General features: G+C 70.9%; 16 protein-coding genes. 11 read left to right on the top strand and 5 right to left on the bottom strand.

What is annotated here, in order from left to right; translation table 11 throughout:
- Window positions 1-301: 301 nt before the first annotated feature.
- Window positions 302-1,195: a biotin--[acetyl-CoA-carboxylase] ligase gene (locus ACWFR3_RS12130; RefSeq protein ID WP_453734469.1), complete on the bottom strand. Its 894-nt coding sequence runs from the start codon at window positions 1,193-1,195 to the stop codon at window positions 302-304.
- A 203-nt stretch (window positions 1,196-1,398) separates the two neighbouring features.
- Between ACWFR3_RS12130 and ACWFR3_RS12125 the strand changes: the two genes are divergently transcribed.
- From ACWFR3_RS12125 to ACWFR3_RS12110, 4 genes are all read left to right on the top strand, one after another.
- The gene (locus ACWFR3_RS12125; protein WP_453734468.1) at window positions 1,399-3,057 is read left to right on the top strand and encodes an acyl-CoA carboxylase subunit beta; all 1,659 of its coding nucleotides are present in this window, start codon (window positions 1,399-1,401) and stop codon (window positions 3,055-3,057) included.
- 71 nt (window positions 3,058-3,128) lie between these two features.
- Window positions 3,129-3,335 (top strand): acyl-CoA carboxylase subunit epsilon, encoded by a 207-nt coding sequence (locus ACWFR3_RS12120; protein WP_351170687.1) that lies wholly within the window; start codon window positions 3,129-3,131, stop codon window positions 3,333-3,335.
- A gap of 95 nt (window positions 3,336-3,430) precedes the next feature.
- Complete coding sequence (gene mmpB / locus ACWFR3_RS12115) at window positions 3,431-3,559, top strand: morphogenic membrane protein MmpB (RefSeq protein WP_360777023.1); 129 nt, start codon at window positions 3,431-3,433, stop codon at window positions 3,557-3,559.
- Between the two features lie 62 nt (window positions 3,560-3,621).
- Entirely contained in the window at window positions 3,622-4,230 is a 609-nt protein-coding gene (locus ACWFR3_RS12110) for a nucleoside triphosphate pyrophosphatase (protein ID WP_453734467.1), read from the top strand.
- A 34-nt stretch (window positions 4,231-4,264) separates the two neighbouring features.
- On the opposite strand, the gene ACWFR3_RS12105 is transcribed toward ACWFR3_RS12110, so the two are convergent.
- Entirely contained in the window at window positions 4,265-4,723 is a 459-nt protein-coding gene (locus ACWFR3_RS12105; protein ID WP_453734466.1) for a hypothetical protein, read from the bottom strand.
- Between the two features lie 349 nt (window positions 4,724-5,072).
- Here ACWFR3_RS12105 and ACWFR3_RS12100 point away from each other — a divergent pair, with 349 nt between their 5' ends.
- The gene (locus ACWFR3_RS12100) at window positions 5,073-6,845 is read left to right on the top strand and encodes an acetyl/propionyl/methylcrotonyl-CoA carboxylase subunit alpha (RefSeq protein ID WP_453734465.1); all 1,773 of its coding nucleotides are present in this window, start codon (window positions 5,073-5,075) and stop codon (window positions 6,843-6,845) included.
- Between the two features lie 185 nt (window positions 6,846-7,030).
- Window positions 7,031-7,666 carry a TetR/AcrR family transcriptional regulator gene (locus ACWFR3_RS12095; RefSeq protein ID WP_453734464.1) on the top strand — a complete coding sequence of 212 codons (636 nt, stop codon included), beginning with the start codon at window positions 7,031-7,033 and terminating at the stop codon, window positions 7,664-7,666.
- Between the two features lie 43 nt (window positions 7,667-7,709).
- Here ACWFR3_RS12095 and ACWFR3_RS12090 read toward each other — a convergent pair whose 3' ends face one another.
- Together ACWFR3_RS12090 and ACWFR3_RS12085 are read right to left on the bottom strand one after the other, a co-directional pair.
- Window positions 7,710-8,687, bottom strand: coding sequence for a DeoR/GlpR family DNA-binding transcription regulator (locus tag ACWFR3_RS12090; protein WP_453734463.1), 978 nt, complete (start codon window positions 8,685-8,687; stop codon window positions 7,710-7,712).
- A 210-nt stretch (window positions 8,688-8,897) separates the two neighbouring features.
- Entirely contained in the window at window positions 8,898-10,346 is a 1,449-nt protein-coding gene (locus ACWFR3_RS12085) for an NAD(P)H-quinone dehydrogenase (RefSeq protein ID WP_453734462.1), read from the bottom strand.
- Between the two features lie 129 nt (window positions 10,347-10,475).
- On the opposite strand from ACWFR3_RS12085, the gene ACWFR3_RS12080 reads away from it, so the two are divergent.
- From ACWFR3_RS12080 to ACWFR3_RS12065, 4 genes are all read left to right on the top strand, one after another.
- Window positions 10,476-10,913: a gamma-glutamylcyclotransferase gene (locus tag ACWFR3_RS12080; protein ID WP_249588135.1), complete on the top strand. Its 438-nt coding sequence runs from the start codon at window positions 10,476-10,478 to the stop codon at window positions 10,911-10,913.
- Window positions 10,914-11,026: 113 nt separating this feature from the next.
- Complete coding sequence (locus tag ACWFR3_RS12075; protein WP_453734461.1) at window positions 11,027-11,851, top strand: purine-nucleoside phosphorylase; 825 nt, start codon at window positions 11,027-11,029, stop codon at window positions 11,849-11,851.
- Window positions 11,852-12,357: 506 nt separating this feature from the next.
- Window positions 12,358-14,019 (top strand): phospho-sugar mutase, encoded by a 1,662-nt coding sequence (locus ACWFR3_RS12070; protein WP_453734460.1) that lies wholly within the window; start codon window positions 12,358-12,360, stop codon window positions 14,017-14,019.
- Window positions 14,020-14,160: 141 nt separating this feature from the next.
- Window positions 14,161-15,369 carry a hypothetical protein gene (locus ACWFR3_RS12065; RefSeq protein WP_453734459.1) on the top strand — a complete coding sequence of 403 codons (1,209 nt, stop codon included), beginning with the start codon at window positions 14,161-14,163 and terminating at the stop codon, window positions 15,367-15,369.
- A gap of 43 nt (window positions 15,370-15,412) precedes the next feature.
- Here ACWFR3_RS12065 and ACWFR3_RS12060 read toward each other — a convergent pair whose 3' ends face one another.
- Complete coding sequence (locus ACWFR3_RS12060) at window positions 15,413-16,048, bottom strand: PH domain-containing protein (RefSeq protein ID WP_453734458.1); 636 nt, start codon at window positions 16,046-16,048, stop codon at window positions 15,413-15,415.
- Between the two features lie 123 nt (window positions 16,049-16,171).
- Between ACWFR3_RS12060 and deoC the strand changes: the two genes are divergently transcribed.
- Window positions 16,172-17,131, top strand: a complete 960-nt coding sequence (gene deoC, locus ACWFR3_RS12055) for a deoxyribose-phosphate aldolase (protein ID WP_453734514.1) — start codon at window positions 16,172-16,174, stop codon at window positions 17,129-17,131.

Here is a 17,131-nt window from a genome sequence, read left to right as displayed (position 1 = left end):
CACCTTTCCTCACCACCCGCCCGTTTGCCCCGCATCCTCACCTGAACGAACAAGCTTTCCCAGCCACCCACCCGTTCCCCCGCAACACCACCTCACCGAACAAACGGGCGGGCAGGCACCACGGAGCACGCCGACCACGGGAGGAAGCGCCCCGACACACCCGCAGCCGGCATCGAGACGTGAGGGGGTGTCCGGTTATTTCCGCCCGGAGCACGGCAAGCAGCGCACCGCACCCACCCGGCACCCGGCACCGGGCCCGCACCCAGCAAGCGCCCGCCCCCCAGCCCTCCCCCTAAAACCCCTAAATCCCCCGCAAATGCACAACATCCCCCGCCCCCACAGGCTCCTGCACCCCGTCCCCCGTAGCCAGCACCAGACGTCCGTCGCCGTCCACCGCCACCGCCTCCCCGATGATCGACCGATCACCCGGCAGCTCCGCGCGGACCTTGCGGCCGAGCGTCGCGCAGCCCGCCGCGTACGTCTCCTGGAGGCGGGAAGCCACCGGATCACCCTCGGCGGTGCGCCACTCCCCGTACCACTGCTCCAGAGAACGCAGCACGGCCCGCAGCACGGTGTCCCGGTCCGTGGTCGCCGCTCCGGCCAGCGCGAGCGACCCCGCGCCCGGTACCGGCAGCTCCTCCTCGCGCAGGGTCACGTTGATCCCGATGCCGACCACCACGCCCCCGCCGTCCGCGGGATCCGCGGGACCGGCCCGCTCGGCCAGGATCCCGCCCGCCTTGCGCTCCTCGCCCCCCACCGTCACGAGGAGGTCGTTCGGCCACTTCAGCGCCGTGTCCACCCCCGCCGCCCGCGAAATCCCCGTGGCGACGGCGACCCCGGTGAGCAGCGGCAGCCACCCCCACCGCTCGACCGGCACCGCGGCCCCCGGCTTCAGGAGCACGGAAAAGAAGAGCCCGGAGCGCGGGGGCGCGGACCAGCGGCGGTCCAGGCGGCCGCGGCCCGAGCTCTGTTCCTCGGCGACGAGGACCGCGCCCTCGGGCAGCTCGTCGGCGCGGGCAACCAGATCAGTGTTGGTCGACCCCGTCGCGGGCACCACGTCCAGAGAGGTCCACAGACCTCCCCGCACCAGTGCGCGCCGCAAAGACGCGGCGTTCAGGGGCGGCCGGTCGAGGTCGGACCAGCGGTTGCCCCCGGGGAGGTCGGCAGGGTCGTCTGAAGCATCTCGCGGCGTCATGCAAGCCACCTTAGGTGTGGTAAACGCCGCACTGCCTATCCGTATCGCCGCCGATACCCTACGAGTCAGTAGCAAGCGATCACCAGCAGCCACAGTGCTGCCGAATCGCATCCGCAGTACTGCGAAACCGCAGCCACGAACACCGCAGCAAACAGCCGCAAGCCGCCAGTCGCCCCTTTGAGCAGGCAGGGAGCCGCATCCCTATGTCCGAGCCGGAAGAGCCCAACGTGCCCGTGCCAAGCGCCGCAAGCGATACCCCCGCCACCCCCGACTCAGGTGACGCCGGCATCGACATCCATACGACTGCGGGCAAGCTCGCTGATCTGCAGCGCCGCATCGAGGAGGCCAAGCACGCCGGTTCGGCCCGCGCGGTCGAGAAGCAGCACGCCAAGGGCAAGCTGACGGCGCGTGAGCGCATCGATCTGCTCCTGGACGAGCACTCCTTCATCGAGTTCGACGAGTTCGCCCAGCACCGCTCGACCGACTTCGGCCTGGAGTCCAACCGCCCCTACGGCGACGGCGTCGTGACCGGTTACGGCACCGTCGACGGCCGCCCCGTGGCCGTGTTCTCGCAGGACTTCACCGTCTTCGGCGGCGCCCTGGGCGAGGTCTTCGGCCAGAAGATCGTCAAGGTCATGGACTTCGCCCTGAAGACCGGCTGCCCGGTCATCGGCATCAACGACTCCGGCGGCGCCCGCATCCAGGAGGGCGTCATGGCCCTCGGGATGTACGGGGAGATCTTCCGCCGGAACACGCACGCGTCCGGCGTGATCCCGCAGATCTCGCTCGTCGTCGGTCCGTGCGCGGGCGGCGCCGTCTACTCCCCCGCGATCACCGACTTCACCGTCATGGTCGACCAGACGTCGCACATGTTCATCACAGGGCCCGACGTCATCAAGACGGTCACCGGCGAGGACGTCGGCTTCGAGGAGCTGGGAGGTGCCCGCACCCACAACAGCACCTCCGGTGTCGCGCACCACATGGCGGGCGACGAGAAGGACGCGATCGAGTACGTCAAGTCCCTCCTCTCCTACCTGCCTTCGAACAACCTCAGCGAGCCGCCCGCCTTCCCCGAGGAGGCGGACCTGGAGCTGACGGACGAGGACCGCGAACTCGACACCCTCATCCCGGACAGCGCCAACCAGCCGTACGACATGCACTCGGTGATCGAGCACGTCCTGGACGACGCCGAGTTCTTCGAGACGCAGCCGCTGTTCGCGCCGAACATCGTCACCGGCTTCGGCCGCATCGAGGGCCGCCCGGTGGGCATCGTCGCCAACCAGCCGACGCAGTTCGCCGGTTGCCTGAACATCGACGCCTCCGAGAAGGGCGCCCGCTTCGTCCGCACCTGCGACGCGTTCAACGTCCCGGTCATCACCTTCGTGGACGTGCCCGGCTTCCTGCCGGGCGTCGAGCAGGAGCACACCGGCATCATCCGCCGCGGCGCCAAGCTGATCTACGCCTACGCGGAGGCGACGGTCCCGCTGATCACCGTCATCACCCGCAAGGCGTTCGGCGGCGCGTACGACGTCATGGGCTCCAAGCACCTGGGCGCCGACCTCAACCTGGCCTGGCCGACCGCGCAGATCGCGGTGATGGGCGCGCAGGGCGCGGTGAACATCCTGCACCGCAAGACGATCGCGGCGGCCGAGGCCACCGGCGACGTCGAGGCGACCAGGGCCCGCCTGATCCAGGAGTACGAGGACCGCCTCCTCAACCCGTACACGGCCGCCGAGCGCGGTTACATCGACGCCGTGATCATGCCGTCGGAGACCCGCGCCCATCTGGTGCGGGGCCTGCGTCAGCTGCGTACGAAGCGGGAATCCCTTCCCCCGAAGAAGCACGGCAACATCCCCCTCTAGACCGCGCCCAGACCGCGCAGACCGCGCTGCGGGCAGTCCGCGCCGCAGCGAGGAGAACGAGGAGTCCGTTCATGATCAAGGTCGTACGGGGCAACCCCACCCCGGAGGAGCTGGCCGCCGCCCTCGCGGTGGTCCAGGCGCGCGCTGCGGCGGTGGCGAACCAGCCGTCCGGCGCGCCCGCGGTGCTCGACGCCTGGGCGGACCCCGCCCGCGTGGCCCGCGACCGCCTGCCCGCGCCGGGCCCGACGGCGTGGGGCCGCACCTACTGGCCCGGCTAGGCGGACCGGGGAGACCCGGAATGAGTGTCACGGTCCGGGGCGCCTGAGTACGCGTACTCAGGCGCCCCGCCGTCGCCGCGCGCAGTATCGGTCTCATGCTGTGGTCCGACCCGGAGAACAACCCGCCCAAGGACATGCGGGACATGCAGGCGAAGATGCGCCGCGCCGGCCTCGTCCTCGCCCTGGCGATGGTCGTGGCGATGTTCGTCCTCGGCATGCACTGAGGCTCACCATGCACTGAGACTCACCGGCTGAGGCACCGGCCGAAGCTCGCTACGCTGACCGCATGAGTGATCAGCCCCGCCGTCTCGTCCTCGCCTCCAAGTCCCCCGCCCGGCTCGGTCTGCTCCGGCAGGCCGGTCTCGCCCCCGAGGTCATCGTCAGCGGGGTCGACGAGGACGCGATCTCCGCACCCACCCCCGCCGAACTCGCCGTCGCCCTGGCCGAGGCCAAGGCGTCGGTCGTCTCCGCGCGCCCGGACGCCAAGGGCGCCCTGGTCGTCGGCTGCGACTCGGTCCTCGAACTGGACGGACAGGCGCTGGGCAAGCCCACCGACGCCGAGGAGGCCACCGCCCGCTGGAAGTCCATGCGCGGCCGCGCGGGCATCCTGCAGACCGGCCACTGCGTGTACGACACCGTGGCCGGACGCCATGTGTCGGCGCTCGCCTCGACCGTCGTCCGTTTCGGCGACCCCTCGGACGCGGAGGTCGCCGCGTACGTGGCGAGCGGTGAACCCCTGCACGTGGCGGGCGCGTTCACGCTCGACGGCCTCTCGGCCCCCTTCATCGACTCGATCGAGGGCGACCACGGCAACGTCATCGGCCTCTCGCTGCCGCTGCTCCGCCGCCTGCTCGGCGAACTCGGCGTCGGCATCACGGAGTTGTGGGCCAAGTAGTCAGGACCGCTCAGAGGAGGTCTCAGGCGAGGTCTCAGGCGGGCTGCGGGGCGCCGTTCTCCGGCGCGCCGCCGGCCTGCGGCTCGTCGGAGACCTCGGCGGGCCTCTTGTCGTACGCCACCAGCGTCAGGACGATCAGGCCGAGCACGACCATCATGAAGGCGAAGGCGGGCCAGCCCACCAGGCCGACCGAGAACGCCCCGAGCAGGCCGTGCACCACGGCGGCGCTGATCAGGAGCAGCCGGCCGAGGCGGCCCGGCGCGCGGTCGCGGATCGCCGAGAGCGCCATGACGACGCCGCACAGCGCGAGGTAGAGGCCGAAGACGCCGCCCGCGATCCACGTCGACACGGACATCGCGTGCGGGTCGAGCCCGGCGAGCGACATGTCCTGCTTGTTCACGACGAGCCCCAGGAACCAGTTGAGCAACGCGATGCCCACCGCCTCCGCCAAGAGCACGATCGCGCCCACCCAGGCCACCGGTCTACGCGCCACGGCGCCCACCCTCTTCCGCTGTTACCGCTAGTACGTGCCAGACATCGCGAACGCTACTAACGGGTAAACCGAGGGACAAGGGCTCTGCGGCAAGCAAAGAATCATTGGGCCATTCGTAGGGACTCCACAAAGAATGCCCCTGTGCCGCAGCGCGCTCTCACAGAGACCTTGACCACATCGGCGCGTTAGTCTGCCCACAAGGGACCCTGCGTACCGTGGTGCGACAAGGGATTTCGCGGACGGGCAGGCCCCGGATCACGCTCCGTGTGGGCAAGCTCACCATTGGGGACGGGTCGAAAGGTCGTGTCGGCAGTCCCTAAACTCGGCTTGTTTCAAGGAGGGAGCCATCGTGCGCAAGGTGCTCATCGCCAACCGTGGCGAAATCGCTGTCCGCGTTGCTCGGGCATGCCGGGATGCAGGGATCGCGAGCGTAGCCGTCTACGCAGATCCTGACCGGGATGCGCTGCATGTACGCGCGGCAGATGAGGCGTTCGCCCTGGGCGGTGACACTCCGGCCACCAGCTACCTGGACATTTCCAAGGTGCTGGCCGCGGCCAAGGACGCGGGGGCGGATGCGATCCACCCCGGATACGGCTTCCTTTCGGAGAACGCCGACTTCGCCCAGGCCGTACTGGACGCCGATCTGATCTGGATCGGCCCGCCGCCGCAGGCCATCCGTGACCTGGGCGACAAGGTCGCCGCCCGGCACATCGCGCAGCGCGCGGGTGCCCCGCTGGTGGCCGGTACGCCGGACCCCGTCAGCGGCTCCGACGAGGTCGTGGCCTTCGCCGAGGAGCACGGCCTGCCGATCGCGATCAAGGCCGCCTTCGGTGGCGGCGGACGCGGTCTGAAGGTCGCGAGGACCCTCGAAGAGGTCCCCGAGCTCTACGACTCCGCCGTGCGCGAGGCCGTCGCGGCCTTCGGTCGCGGCGAGTGCTTCGTGGAGCGCTACCTGGACAAGCCGCGGCATGTGGAGACGCAGTGCCTGGCCGACCAGCACGGCAACGTGGTCGTGGTGTCCACCCGTGACTGTTCGCTGCAGCGCCGCCACCAGAAGCTGGTGGAGGAGGCCCCCGCGCCGTTCCTGAGCGAGGCGCAGAACGCCGAGCTGTACGCGGCGTCCAAGGCGATCCTCAAGGAGGCCGGCTATGTGGGCGCCGGCACCGTGGAGTTCCTGGTCGGCACCGACGGCACGATCTCCTTCCTGGAGGTCAACACCCGTCTGCAGGTGGAGCACCCGGTCACCGAAGAGGTCACCGGCCTGGACCTGGTCCGCGAGATGTTCCGCATCGCCGACGGCGAGGAGCTCGGTTACGGAGACCCCCAGATGCGGGGCCACTCCTTCGAGTTCCGCATCAACGGCGAGGACCCCGGCCGCGGCTTCCTGCCCGCGCCCGGCACGGTGACCCTCTTCGACCCGCCCTCGGGTCCCGGCGTGCGCCTGGACGCGGGCGTCGAGTCCGGCTCGGTGATCGGCCCGGCCTGGGACTCGCTCCTGGCCAAGCTGATCGTCACCGGCGCGACGCGTCAGCAGGCCCTGCAGCGGGCCGCCCGCGCCCTGGAGGAGTTCACCGTGGAGGGCATGGCCACCGCCATCCCCTTCCACCGCGCGGTCGTCAGGGACCCGGCCTTCGCCCCCGAACTGACCGGCTCCGCCGACCCGTTCACGGTCCACACCCGGTGGATCGAGACCGAGTTCGTCAACGAGATCCCGGCGTTCGCCGCTCCGGCCGACGCCGAGACGGACGAGGAGCCGGGCCGCGAGACGGTGGTCGTCGAGGTCGGCGGCAAGCGCCTTGAGGTCTCGCTGCCCTCCTCGCTCGGCATGACCATCGCCCGCACGGCCGCCGCGGGCGGCGCCCGCCCCAAGCGGCGCGCGGCGAAGAAGTCCGGCCCCGCGGCCTCCGGCGACACCCTGGCCTCGCCCATGCAGGGCACGATCGTCAAGGTCGCGGTCGAGGAGGGCCAGGAGGTCAAGGAGGGCGACCTGGTCGTCGTCCTGGAGGCCATGAAGATGGAACAACCCCTCAACGCCCACCGCTCGGGCACCATCAAGGGCCTCACGGCGGAGATGGGCGCGAGCCTGACCTCCGGCGCGGTCATCTGCGAGATCAAGGACTGACCGCAGAGCAGCACTCGTTACTGGCCGGGCTGGAGCATCCAGCCCGGCCAGTAAGGTCTCAGCCCGTCATGGGGGTCCCCCTGCTCTTTAAGAGCTTGGGGGAGTTTGAGGACGAACTCGGCGGAGCCGGTGATCGACGGTTCGCAAGCTTCGGGCAGACTTGAGGCACGTCCAGGGAGGCCCGCATGGCAGAGAGCCCGCAAAAGCGCCCCCGCTCGAAAAGAGCGGACGCGCGCCGCAACTACGACCGGCTCCTCGCAGAGGCCCGCACCGCCTTCGCGGAACACGGCACGGACGCCTCCCTTGAGGACATCGCCCGCCACGCGAACGTAGGCATCGGCACCCTCTACCGCCACTTCCCCAACCGCCACGCCCTGATGAGCGCCGTCTTCGAAGAGGCGGTGAGTGATCTCCTGGACCGCTCCCGCGCGCTCCTCGAAGATCCGCAGCCCTGCTCGGCCCTGGTGACGTGGCTGCGCGCCATCATCACTCATGCGGGTGAGTACCGCGGGCTCTCCCGCGCCCTCATGTCGGCGTCGCACGACGACAGTTCGGCACTCTCCCGGTGCAGCAGGCCGATGCGCGAGGCGGGCACGGCCCTGCTCGTGCGGGCACAGCAGGCAGGCGCCGTGCGCCACGGCGTCTCGATCGGCGACCTCATGCAGCTGACCAACGCGATCGCGCTGGCCGCCGAAGAGACCCCCGACGAGCCGGAGTTGGCGGACCGCCTCCTGATGCTGACCCTGCGCGGCCTGAAGCCGGAAGGATCGGCACCCGACGAGCCCGGCACGAGCCGGGCGGCCGGTTCAGCGGCGGCGTAGATCCACTTCGGAATCCACTTCCGGACCCGGTTCAGGATCCGGTTCAGCGGCGGCGTAGATCCGCCACCCGCGCGGCGCGCTCCCCGGGCTGCTGCTCCCCGAGCACCGCACTGCGCAACTGCGCACCGGGTCCCGCCCCGTGACCGCCGTGGTTACGGCGCTGACCCGGCAGTGGCACGTCCCGGCGCGGCTGCCGCGCCGGGACGGAATCCACCCCTGGTCCGGAGTTGGAGTTCGCGCTCCCGCCCGCGACCGCGATCTGCACACCCTGGTCAGCCAGGGCCTGCAGCTCGGTGGCCGCACGGTCGTCGTGCGTGGGCGGTTCGTCCGTGACCAGGCGGGTGATGACGTCCGTCGGCACCGTCTGGAACATCGTGTCGGTACCGAGCTTGGTGTGGTCCGCGAGGACCACGACCTCGGCGGCCGCCTGGACGAGCGCACGGTCCACGCTCGCGGAGAGCATGTTGGACGTGGAGAGGCCGCGCTCGGCGGTCAGACCACTGCCCGACAGGAAGGCGCGCGAGACCCGCAGACCCTGCAGGGACTGTTCGGCCCCGCTGCCCACGAGTGCGTAGTTGGAACCGCGCAGGGTGCCGCCGGTCATGACGACCTCGACGCGGTTGGCATGAGCCAGGGCCTGTGCCACCAAGAGGGAGTTGGTGACGACGGTCAGACCGGGCACCCGCGCGAGCCGTCGGGCCAGCTCCTGCGTGGTCGTACCCGCCCCGACGACGATGGCTTCGCCTTCTTCGACGAGTCCCGCCGCGAGATCGGCGATAGCCGTCTTCTCGGCGGTCGCGAGATGTGATTTCTGCGGAAAGCCGGACTCCCGCGTGAATCCGCCCGGCAATACCGCACCGCCATGTCGGCGGTCGAGGAGTCCTTCTGCCTCCAGCGCGCGCACGTCCCGCCGTACGGTCACTTCGGAGGTCTGGACGACGCGGGCGAGCTCCCGGAGCGATACAGCTCCGTTGGCCCGCACCATTTCGAGGATCAATTGGCGACGTTCTGCAGCGAACACGAAACTGACAGTAACCCCAACGACCGTCTGCTTTCAGCAGTTTGCGCCGAATTACAGAAGTTGTTCGCACAGCTGGGTGGGAAGTGGTATAGGCGCCTACTCACCCCGACTATGCCGGGCGAATGGGCGACAACAGCCCGTGACCTGCGCGGAGTTACTACCCCGCCGGAACCCCGATCATTCGGCGTTCAACCGACGATCAGTTCGCGATCAGGCTTCGCCCGCCGACTTACGCGTGTGAAGTTGACGTGCGACCTCGGCGATCGAGCCCGAAAGGGATGGATACACGGTGAACGCGTTCGCGATCTGCTCGACGGTCAGATTGTTGTCGACCGCGATCGAGATGGGGTGGATCAGTTCCGAAGCGCGCGGCGCGACGACCACACCGCCCACCACGATGCCCGTACCGGGACGGCAGAAGATCTTGACGAAGCCGTCGCGGATGCCCTGCATCTTCGCGCGCGGGTTGCGCAGGAGCGGCAGTTTGACGACGCGGGCGTCGATCTTGCCGCTGTCGACGTCGGACTGGCTGTAGCCGACGGTCGCGATCTCGGGGTCGGTGAAGACGTTCGACGACACCGTCTTCAGGTTCAGCGGCTGCACCGCATCGCCCAGGAAGTGGTACATCGCGATGCGCCCCTGCATGGCGGCGACGGAGGCGAGGGCGAAGATCCCGGTGACGTCACCGGCGGCGTACACACCGGGGGCGGACGTGCGCGAGACCTTGTCGGTCCAGATGTGCCCGGAGTCCTTGAGCCTGACCCCGGCCTCCTCCAGACCCATGCCGCTGCTGTTCGGGATGGCGCCCACGGCCATCAGACAGTGCGTACCGGAGATGACACGGCCGTCGTCGAGCGTCACCTCGACGCGGTCGCCCACCCGCTTGGCGGAGGCGGCGCGCGAGCGCGACATGACGTTCATGCCGCGACGCCGGAAGACGTCTTCGAGGACGGCGGCGGCGTCCGGGTCCTCGCCGGGCAGCACGCGATCACGACTGGATACGAGCGTGACGTTGGACCCGAGCGCCTGATAGGCACCGGCGAATTCGGCACCGGTGACACCGGATCCGACCACGATGAGTTCTTCGGGGAGCTCGTCCAGGTCGTACACCTGGGTCCAGTTCAGGATCCGCTCGCCGTCGGGCAGCGCGTCGGGGACCTCGCGCGGGTGACCGCCGGTGGCGATCAGGACGGCGTCGGCGACCAGGGTCTCCTCGGTCCCGTCGGCCGCGCGCACGACGACCTTGCGCGAACCGTCGGTGTCCTGCTGGCCCTCCAGGCGGCCACGGCCGCGCAGCACGCGCGCGCCCGCACGCGTGACGGACGCGGTGATGTCGTGGGACTGCGCGAGCGCGAGGCGCTTCACACGCCGGTTGACCTTGCCGAGGTCGACGCCGACCACGCGCGCGGGAGTGTCGATGTGCGGGGTGTCGTCCGCGACGATGATGCCGAGCTCCTCGTACGAGGAGTCGAAGCTGGTCATCACCTCGGCCGTGGCGATCAGAGTCTTCGACGGGACGCAGTCGGTGAGCACCGACGCCCCGCCAAGACCGTCGCAATCGACGACGGTCACCTCCGCGCCGAGCTGGGCGGCAACGAGTGCCGCCTCGTATCCGCCGGGTCCGCCGCCAATGATCACGATCCGAGTCACGTACTCCATTGTCCCGCACGCTTCAAGGTGCTTCGCCCCCGGGGGCGCCATCCGGGCCGATCCGGGCCGTTCTTCCTACAAGAAGGGCACTTCCGTTGCCGGAGGGACGCACGCGTCACCTGCCGTACCCTCGACCACATGTCGCTCTACGCCGCGTACGCCGGCAATCTGGATCCGCGGCTCATGTCCCGCCGCGCCCCGCACTCGCCGCTGCGCCAGACCGGCTGGCTGAACGGCTGGCGGCTGACGTTCGGCGGGGAGCACATGGGGTGGGAGGGCGCCCTCGCCACGATCGTCGAGGCGCCTCGTTCGCAGGTCTTCGTGACCCTGTACGACGTCGCCCCCATGGACGAGGACTCCATGGACCGGTGGGAGGGCGTGGGGCTCGACATCTACCGCCGGATGCGGGTGCGCGTGCACACGCTCGACGGCGAGGAACCGGCCTGGGTGTACGTCCTCAACGGATACGAGGGCGGCCTGCCGTCCGCGCGCTATCTCGGGGAGCTGGCCGACGCGGCGGAGACCGCGGGCGCACCTCACGACTATGTGATGGAGCTCCGCAAGCGCCCCTGCTAGGCGCACCTGCCCCCTCGCTCCGGGGCTCTCGTCGGAAACGACAAGACAACGATCCGAATCCCGTGAGCATCGTCATCTACGCGCGTAGGGCGCGAGCGGCTACTCTCATCCGCGTGAACGCTTCAGTTATTCCGGACGACATCCAGGGCGACCCCTACGCCGCCGCCGACGCCGCCGCCGCGCGCCTGCGTGAGCTGACGGGCGCCGAGACCCACGACGTAGCCCTTGTGATGGGCTCCGGCTGGGCGCCGGCGGTGGACGCACTCGGCGTGCCCGACGCCGAGTTCCCCGTCACCGAGCTGCCCGGCTTCCCGCCGCCGGCGGTGGAGGGCCACGGCGGCCGCATCCGCTCCTTCAAGGTCGGTGACAAGCGCGCCCTGGTCTTCCTGGGCCGCACCCACTACTACGAGGGCCGTGGCGTGGCCGCCGTCTCGCACGGCGTGCGCACCGCGGTGGCCGCCGGCTGCAAGACGATCGTGCTGACGAACGGCTGCGGCGGCCTGCGCGAGGGCATGCGCCCCGGCCAGCCGGTCCTGATCAGCGATCACCTCAACCTGACGGCCACGTCGCCGATCGTCGGCGCGAACTTCGTCGACCTCACCGACCTGTACTCCCCGCGCCTGCGCGCCCTCTGCAAGGAGGTCGACCCCTCCCTCGAAGAGGGCGTCTACGCGCAGTTCCCCGGCCCGCACTACGAGACTCCGGCCGAGGTCCGCATGGCCCGCACCATCGGTGCGGACCTGGTAGGCATGTCGACGGTCCTCGAAGCGATCGCCGCGCGCGAGGCGGGCGCGGAGGTGCTCGGCATCTCCCTCGTCACGAACCTCGCCGCGGGCATGACGGGCGAGCCCCTGAACCACGAAGAGGTCCTCCAGGCGGGCCGCGACAGCGCTACCCGTATGGGGGAGCTGCTCGGCCGGGTGCTGGGCCGGATCTGATTTTTCCGGGCGGGGGCGCCTTGCCTGGCGGGGCGCCTTGCCCGGCGGGGCGCCTTGCCCGGCGGGGCGCCTTGCCCGGCGGGGCGCCTTGCCCGGCGGGGCGCCTTGCCTGGCGGGGCGCCTTAGCTGACGGGGGCCTGCCTGGCGGGGCCGCCGCGCTCTTTGCCTTGGCGCCCTGCGGTGCCCATTGCCGCACAGGCTTTCCCGCCCACCCGCCCGTTTACCCCGCATCACCGGCCGAGCGCACAAGCCCTTGTCGACGCGGGGTAATCGGGTGGGTGGGCGGGGAACACCCGCCGCGAAGCGGCGGGACAAGAACCCCTCACCGTCACGGGGTAATCGGGTGGGTGGGCGGGAGATATCCGTCGCGAAGCGGCGGCACAGGCAGTCCCACCCCGACGCGGGGTAATCAGGCGAGTGGGTAGGAGACATCCGCCGCGAAGCGGCGGGACAGAAACACCCGCCAGGCCCCTGCCAAGGAACCGCATACGAGAGGCTGAAGACACGTGCCGGACGACTCTGAACTCATCGCGCTGGCCCAGGCGTGGCTGGCCGAGGACCCGGATCCCGAGACCCGCGAGGAACTCGCCAAGCTCATCGACACCGGGGACACCGAAGAGCTGGCCGCCCGCTTCAGCGGCACCCTCCAGTTCGGCACCGCGGGCCTGCGCGGCGAGCTCGGCGCGGGCCCCATGCGCATGAACCGCTCCGTGGTCATCCGAGCCGCCGCGGGCCTCGCCGCGTACCTCAAGGCGCAGGGCCAGACCGGCGGTCTCGTCGTCATCGGCTACGACGCCCGCCACAAGTCCACGGACTTCGCGCGCGACACCGCGGCCGTGATGACCGGCGCGGGCCTGCGGGCCGCCGTTCTCCCCCGCCCGCTCCCCACCCCCGTACTCGCCTTCGCCATAAGGCACCTCGGGGCCGTCGCCGGCGTAGAGGTGACGGCGAGCCACAACCCCCCGCGCGACAACGGCTACAAGGTCTACCTGGGCGACGGCTCGCAGATCGTGCCGCCCGCGGACGCGGAGATCGCCGCGCAGATCGACGCGGTCGCCTCGCTGAACGACGTGCCCCGCCCGGAGTCCGGCTGGGAGACCCTCGCGGACGACGTCCTGGACGCCTACCTGGCCCGCACGGACGCCGTCCTGGCCCCCGGCTCCCCCCGGACGGCCCGCACGGTCTACACGGCGATGCACGGCGTCGGCAAGGACACCCTGCTCGCGGCGTTCGACCGGGCCGGCTTCCCCGTGCCCGCCCTCGTCGCCGAGCAGGCGGAGCCCGACCCGGACTTCCCGACGGTCGCGTTCCCCAACCCGGAGGAGCCGGGCGCGATGGACCTGGCCTTCGCGAAGGCCCGCGAGACGGACCCGGACCTGATCATCGCCAACGACCCGGACGCGGACCGCTGTGCCGCCGCGGTCAAGGACGGCGCCGACTGGCGCATGCTCCGGGGCGACGAGGTCGGCGCGCTCCTCGCGGCGCACCTCGTGCGCAGGGGCGCCCGCGGCACGTTCGCCGAGTCGATCGTGTCCTCCTCCCTCCTGGGCCGCATCGCCGAGAAGGCGGGCCTCGCGTACGAGGAGACCCTCACCGGCTTCAAGTGGATCGCCCGCGTCGACGACCTGCGCTACGGATACGAAGAAGCCCTCGGCTACTGCGTGGACCCCGAAGGCGTACGCGACAAGGACGGCATCACGGCGGCGCTGCTCCTCACGGAGCTCGCGTCCGAGCTCAAGGCTGAGTCCGATAGCGGCTCCGCCGCGGGGGGCCGCACGCTCCTCGACCTCCTGGACGACCTCGCCGTGGAGCACGGGCTGCACGCCACCGACCAGCTGTCCGTCCGCGTGGAGGACCTCTCCCTGATCGCCGACGCGATGCGCCGCCTGCGCGAGCAGCCGCCCACGGCGCTCGCGGACCTGCCCGTGACGAAGGCCGAGGACCTGACGCGGGGCACGGACAAGCTGCCGCCCACGGACGGCCTGCGCTACACGCTCGACGGGGCCCGCGTCATCGTCCGCCCGAGCGGCACGGAGCCGAAGCTCAAGTGCTACCTGGAGGTCGTGGTCCCGGTGGCGGCCAAGGCCGACCTGCCCGCCGCCCGCGCCAGGGCGGCGGACCTCCTCGCGGCGATCAAGCGCGACCTGTCCGCGGCCGCGGGCATCTAGCGGTCTCCTGAGGCGGGTGGCCCGGCAGGGCCACCCCTTCGAGTGGTTGTGACGGCGCGGCTGCCGCAGTGATCCGGTGCGCTGCCGGTCCCCCGGGAAGGGTGACCGGCAGCGCACGATCACGTTCCGGGAGCTGCCGCAGTGCCGTACGGACCGACCCCAGAGACCTCGGCCGCAGCGGCCCCCGCCGCCGCGCCCCGGATCGTTTCCCCGTCCCGCCGCCCCACCCCGAAGCGGCGCTCCCCTCTGCGCCACGCCTCGCCCGCGCTCCTCGCGTACGCCGCCGTACGTCTCTTCGGTGCCGTGGTCTTCGCGCTCTGGGCCCGCAGGGAGCACCGGGACGTCTGGCACCTCCTCGCGGAGTCGTGGGACTGCGACTGGTACCTGAAGATCGCCGACCAGGGTTACGCGCACACCCTGGGCACGCAGATCGACGCGAACAACCTCGCGTTCTTCCCCCTGCATCCCCTGCTCATCAGGGCGGGCAGCGTGATCGTGCCGGAGCCGCGCGGGGCGGTGGGGCTCACGGTCTCCGTCGCCTGCTCGTTCCTCGCGGCGTGGGGGATCTTCGTGGTGGGCGACCATCTGTACGGACGCCGGGCCGGCGTCCTGCTCGCGGCGCTCTGGGGCTCACTGCCCGTCGCCCTCGTGCAGTGGATGGGCTATACGGAGTCGCTCTTCACGGCGCTCACCGCGTGGGCGCTGTACGCCTCGCTCACCGGGCGCTGGATCTGGGCGGGCACGCTGGCCGCGCTCGCGGGCCTGACACGCCCCACGGGGGTCGCGCTCGCGGCTGCGGTCTCCCTGACGGCGCTGCTCACGCTGTGGCGCCGGGGAAGGGGTCGCCGTTTCGCGGTACGCGTCCTCGCGGGTGCCCTGCTCGCCCCGCTCGGCTGGCTCTCGTACGTCGTCTGGGTCGGGTTCCGGCTTGGCCGCTGGGACGGCTACTTCGCCGTGCAGAAGCTGTGGCGCAACGAGTGGGACGGCGGGGCGGGCACCCTGCGGACCGTCTTCGACCTGCTGTCGGTCGAGCGTCCGCAACTGTTCCTGATGATGGTGACGGCGACCCTGCTGGGCTCGGTGGCGCTGTTCGTCCTGTCGGCGGCCGACCGCCAGCCGCTGCCGCTGCTGCTCTTCACGGGCCTGTTGCTGCTGATCGTCCTAGGCAGCAAGGGCGTCTACTTCCCGCGCGCCCGCTTCCTGCTCCCCGCGTTCCCCCTGCTGCTGCCGCTCGCGGCAGCCCTGGCACGGGCGCGCACGCACGTCACCGTCACGGTGATGCTGGGGGCGGCGCTGACGTCAGCGGCCTTCGGCGGCCACATGCTGCTGGCCTGGCACGGGCCGCCGTGAGCCGCCGGACGCTCCCCGCGCTGCCCGTGCTCCCCGCACTGCCCTAGCCGACGGCGAGCAGCACCGCGAGCAGTACCGCTCCCGCGACGGCCGGGGCGATGACCTCGTAGCCCCAGCGCACGGCGGGCTCGCCCTGCGCGGACTCCGCACCGGCGCGCTGCTCGGAGAGTTCGCGCAGGTCGTCCATGATCTGGTCGCCGGCCGAGCGCAGGGACTCCGACCGAGGGGGGCGCCGCGGGTCCAGGACGCTCGGATCACCGGCCGCCGCCCCCTGCGACTTCCGCCTTGCGACCTTCTTGCGTCCGCGCAGGGAGACCGGGATGGCCCAGAGCTGGTACTTGGTGCCCGACTGGGTGAAGACCTCGTTCGAGTACCCGGAGCGCAGCCCCGAGACGGACGCCCACGGCAGCGTGATGGTCCGGAAGGGGTTGCGGATGCGGAGCCGGTCGTCGTTGGCGTACACGGCGGGGCGCACGGTGAAGGCGACGACGAGCGGCACCGCCAGGAGCAGTCCGGCGAGCGCGAGCCACGGGGTGCGGCCCTCGCCACGGATCATCGCGTCGATGCCGAGCCAGCCGCCGAGGGCGAGCAGCAGGACGCCTCCGGCGATACCGCCGGACGACCGGAAGGTCCGGTCCTTGTACTCGGGCTCCGCGACAGGGGGCTGGGGGTCGGTCATACCTCTGATTCTGCCTGAGGTCGGGCGCCGGGCCGCCGCCGGTCCTGCCGTACCCCCTCGACCTCTCGTGCGACCCGCCCCCTGTACAGCCGCTACGCGCGTAGATATGCTCCCCTCGTGACCATGCCCCATGCATCCGCCCCCATCGCACACGCGCTGACGGACGCCACAGCGTCGGACAGCACGCTGCGCCGCTTCCTCCACGGGCTGCCCGGCGTCGACACGGTCGGCCTTGAGGCGCGCGCCTCTGCCCTCGGCACCCGTTCGATCAAGACGACGGCGAAGGCGTACGCCATCGATCTCGCCATCTCGATGATCGACCTGACGACGCTGGAGGGCGCCGACACCCCGGGCAAGGTCCGGGCGCTCGGCGCGAAGGCCGTGAACCCCGATCCGACCGACCGCGGCACCCCGAGGACCGCCGCGGTCTGCGTCTATCCGGACATGGTGGCCACCGCCAAGGAGACCGTCGGCGACAGCGGCGTCAAGGTCGCCTCGGTCGCGACCGCCTTCCCCGCGGGCCGCGCCGCCATCGACGTGAAGCTCGGCGACGTCCGCGAGGCCGTCGCGGCGGGCGCCGACGAGATCGACATGGTCATCGACCGCGGCGCCTTCCTCGCGGGTGACTACATGACGGTGTTCGAGCAGATCCGCGCCGTGAAGGAAGCCTCCGGCGAGGCCCGGCTCAAGGTCATCTTCGAGACCGGCGAGCTGTCCACGTACGACAACATCCGCCGCGCCTCCTGGATCGGCATGCTCGCGGGCGCGGACTTCATCAAGACGTCCACCGGCAAGGTCGGCGTCAACGCGACCCCCGCGAACACCCTCCTGATGCTGGAAGCGGTGCGCGACTTCCGCGAGCAGACCGGCGTGCAGATCGGGGTGAAGCCCGCGGGCGGCATCCGCACCACCAAGGACGCGATCAAGTTCCTCGTCCTGGTGAACGAGACCGCGGGCGCGGACTGGCTGGACAACCACTGGTTCCGCTTCGGCGCCTCATCGCTCCTCAACGACCTGCTGATGCAGCGCCAGAAGCTGGCCACGGGCCGCTACTCCGGCCCCGACTACGTGACGGTGGACTGA

It is taken from the genome of Streptomyces sp. NPDC055189, assembly GCF_053606765.1.
The sequence above is the reverse complement of the archived record's forward strand: the minus strand, read 5'-3'. Positions and strand labels throughout refer to the sequence as shown.

Coding starts and splice junctions, on each gene's coding strand:
- ACWFR3_RS12130 (WP_453734469.1), bottom strand. CDS start 1,195: ATGACGCCGCGAGATGCTTCAGACGACCCTGCCGACCTCCCCGGGGGC.
- ACWFR3_RS12125 (WP_453734468.1), top strand. CDS start 1,399: ATGTCCGAGCCGGAAGAGCCCAACGTGCCCGTGCCAAGCGCCGCAAGC.
- ACWFR3_RS12120 (WP_351170687.1), top strand. CDS start 3,129: ATGATCAAGGTCGTACGGGGCAACCCCACCCCGGAGGAGCTGGCCGCC.
- mmpB (WP_360777023.1), top strand. CDS start 3,431: ATGCTGTGGTCCGACCCGGAGAACAACCCGCCCAAGGACATGCGGGAC.
- ACWFR3_RS12110 (WP_453734467.1), top strand. CDS start 3,622: ATGAGTGATCAGCCCCGCCGTCTCGTCCTCGCCTCCAAGTCCCCCGCC.
- ACWFR3_RS12095 (WP_453734464.1), top strand. CDS start 7,031: ATGGCAGAGAGCCCGCAAAAGCGCCCCCGCTCGAAAAGAGCGGACGCG.
- ACWFR3_RS12085 (WP_453734462.1), bottom strand. CDS start 10,346: ATGGAGTACGTGACTCGGATCGTGATCATTGGCGGCGGACCCGGCGGA.
- ACWFR3_RS12080 (WP_249588135.1), top strand. CDS start 10,476: ATGTCGCTCTACGCCGCGTACGCCGGCAATCTGGATCCGCGGCTCATG.
- ACWFR3_RS12060 (WP_453734458.1), bottom strand. CDS start 16,048: ATGACCGACCCCCAGCCCCCTGTCGCGGAGCCCGAGTACAAGGACCGG.
- deoC (WP_453734514.1), top strand. CDS start 16,172: ATGCCCCATGCATCCGCCCCCATCGCACACGCGCTGACGGACGCCACA.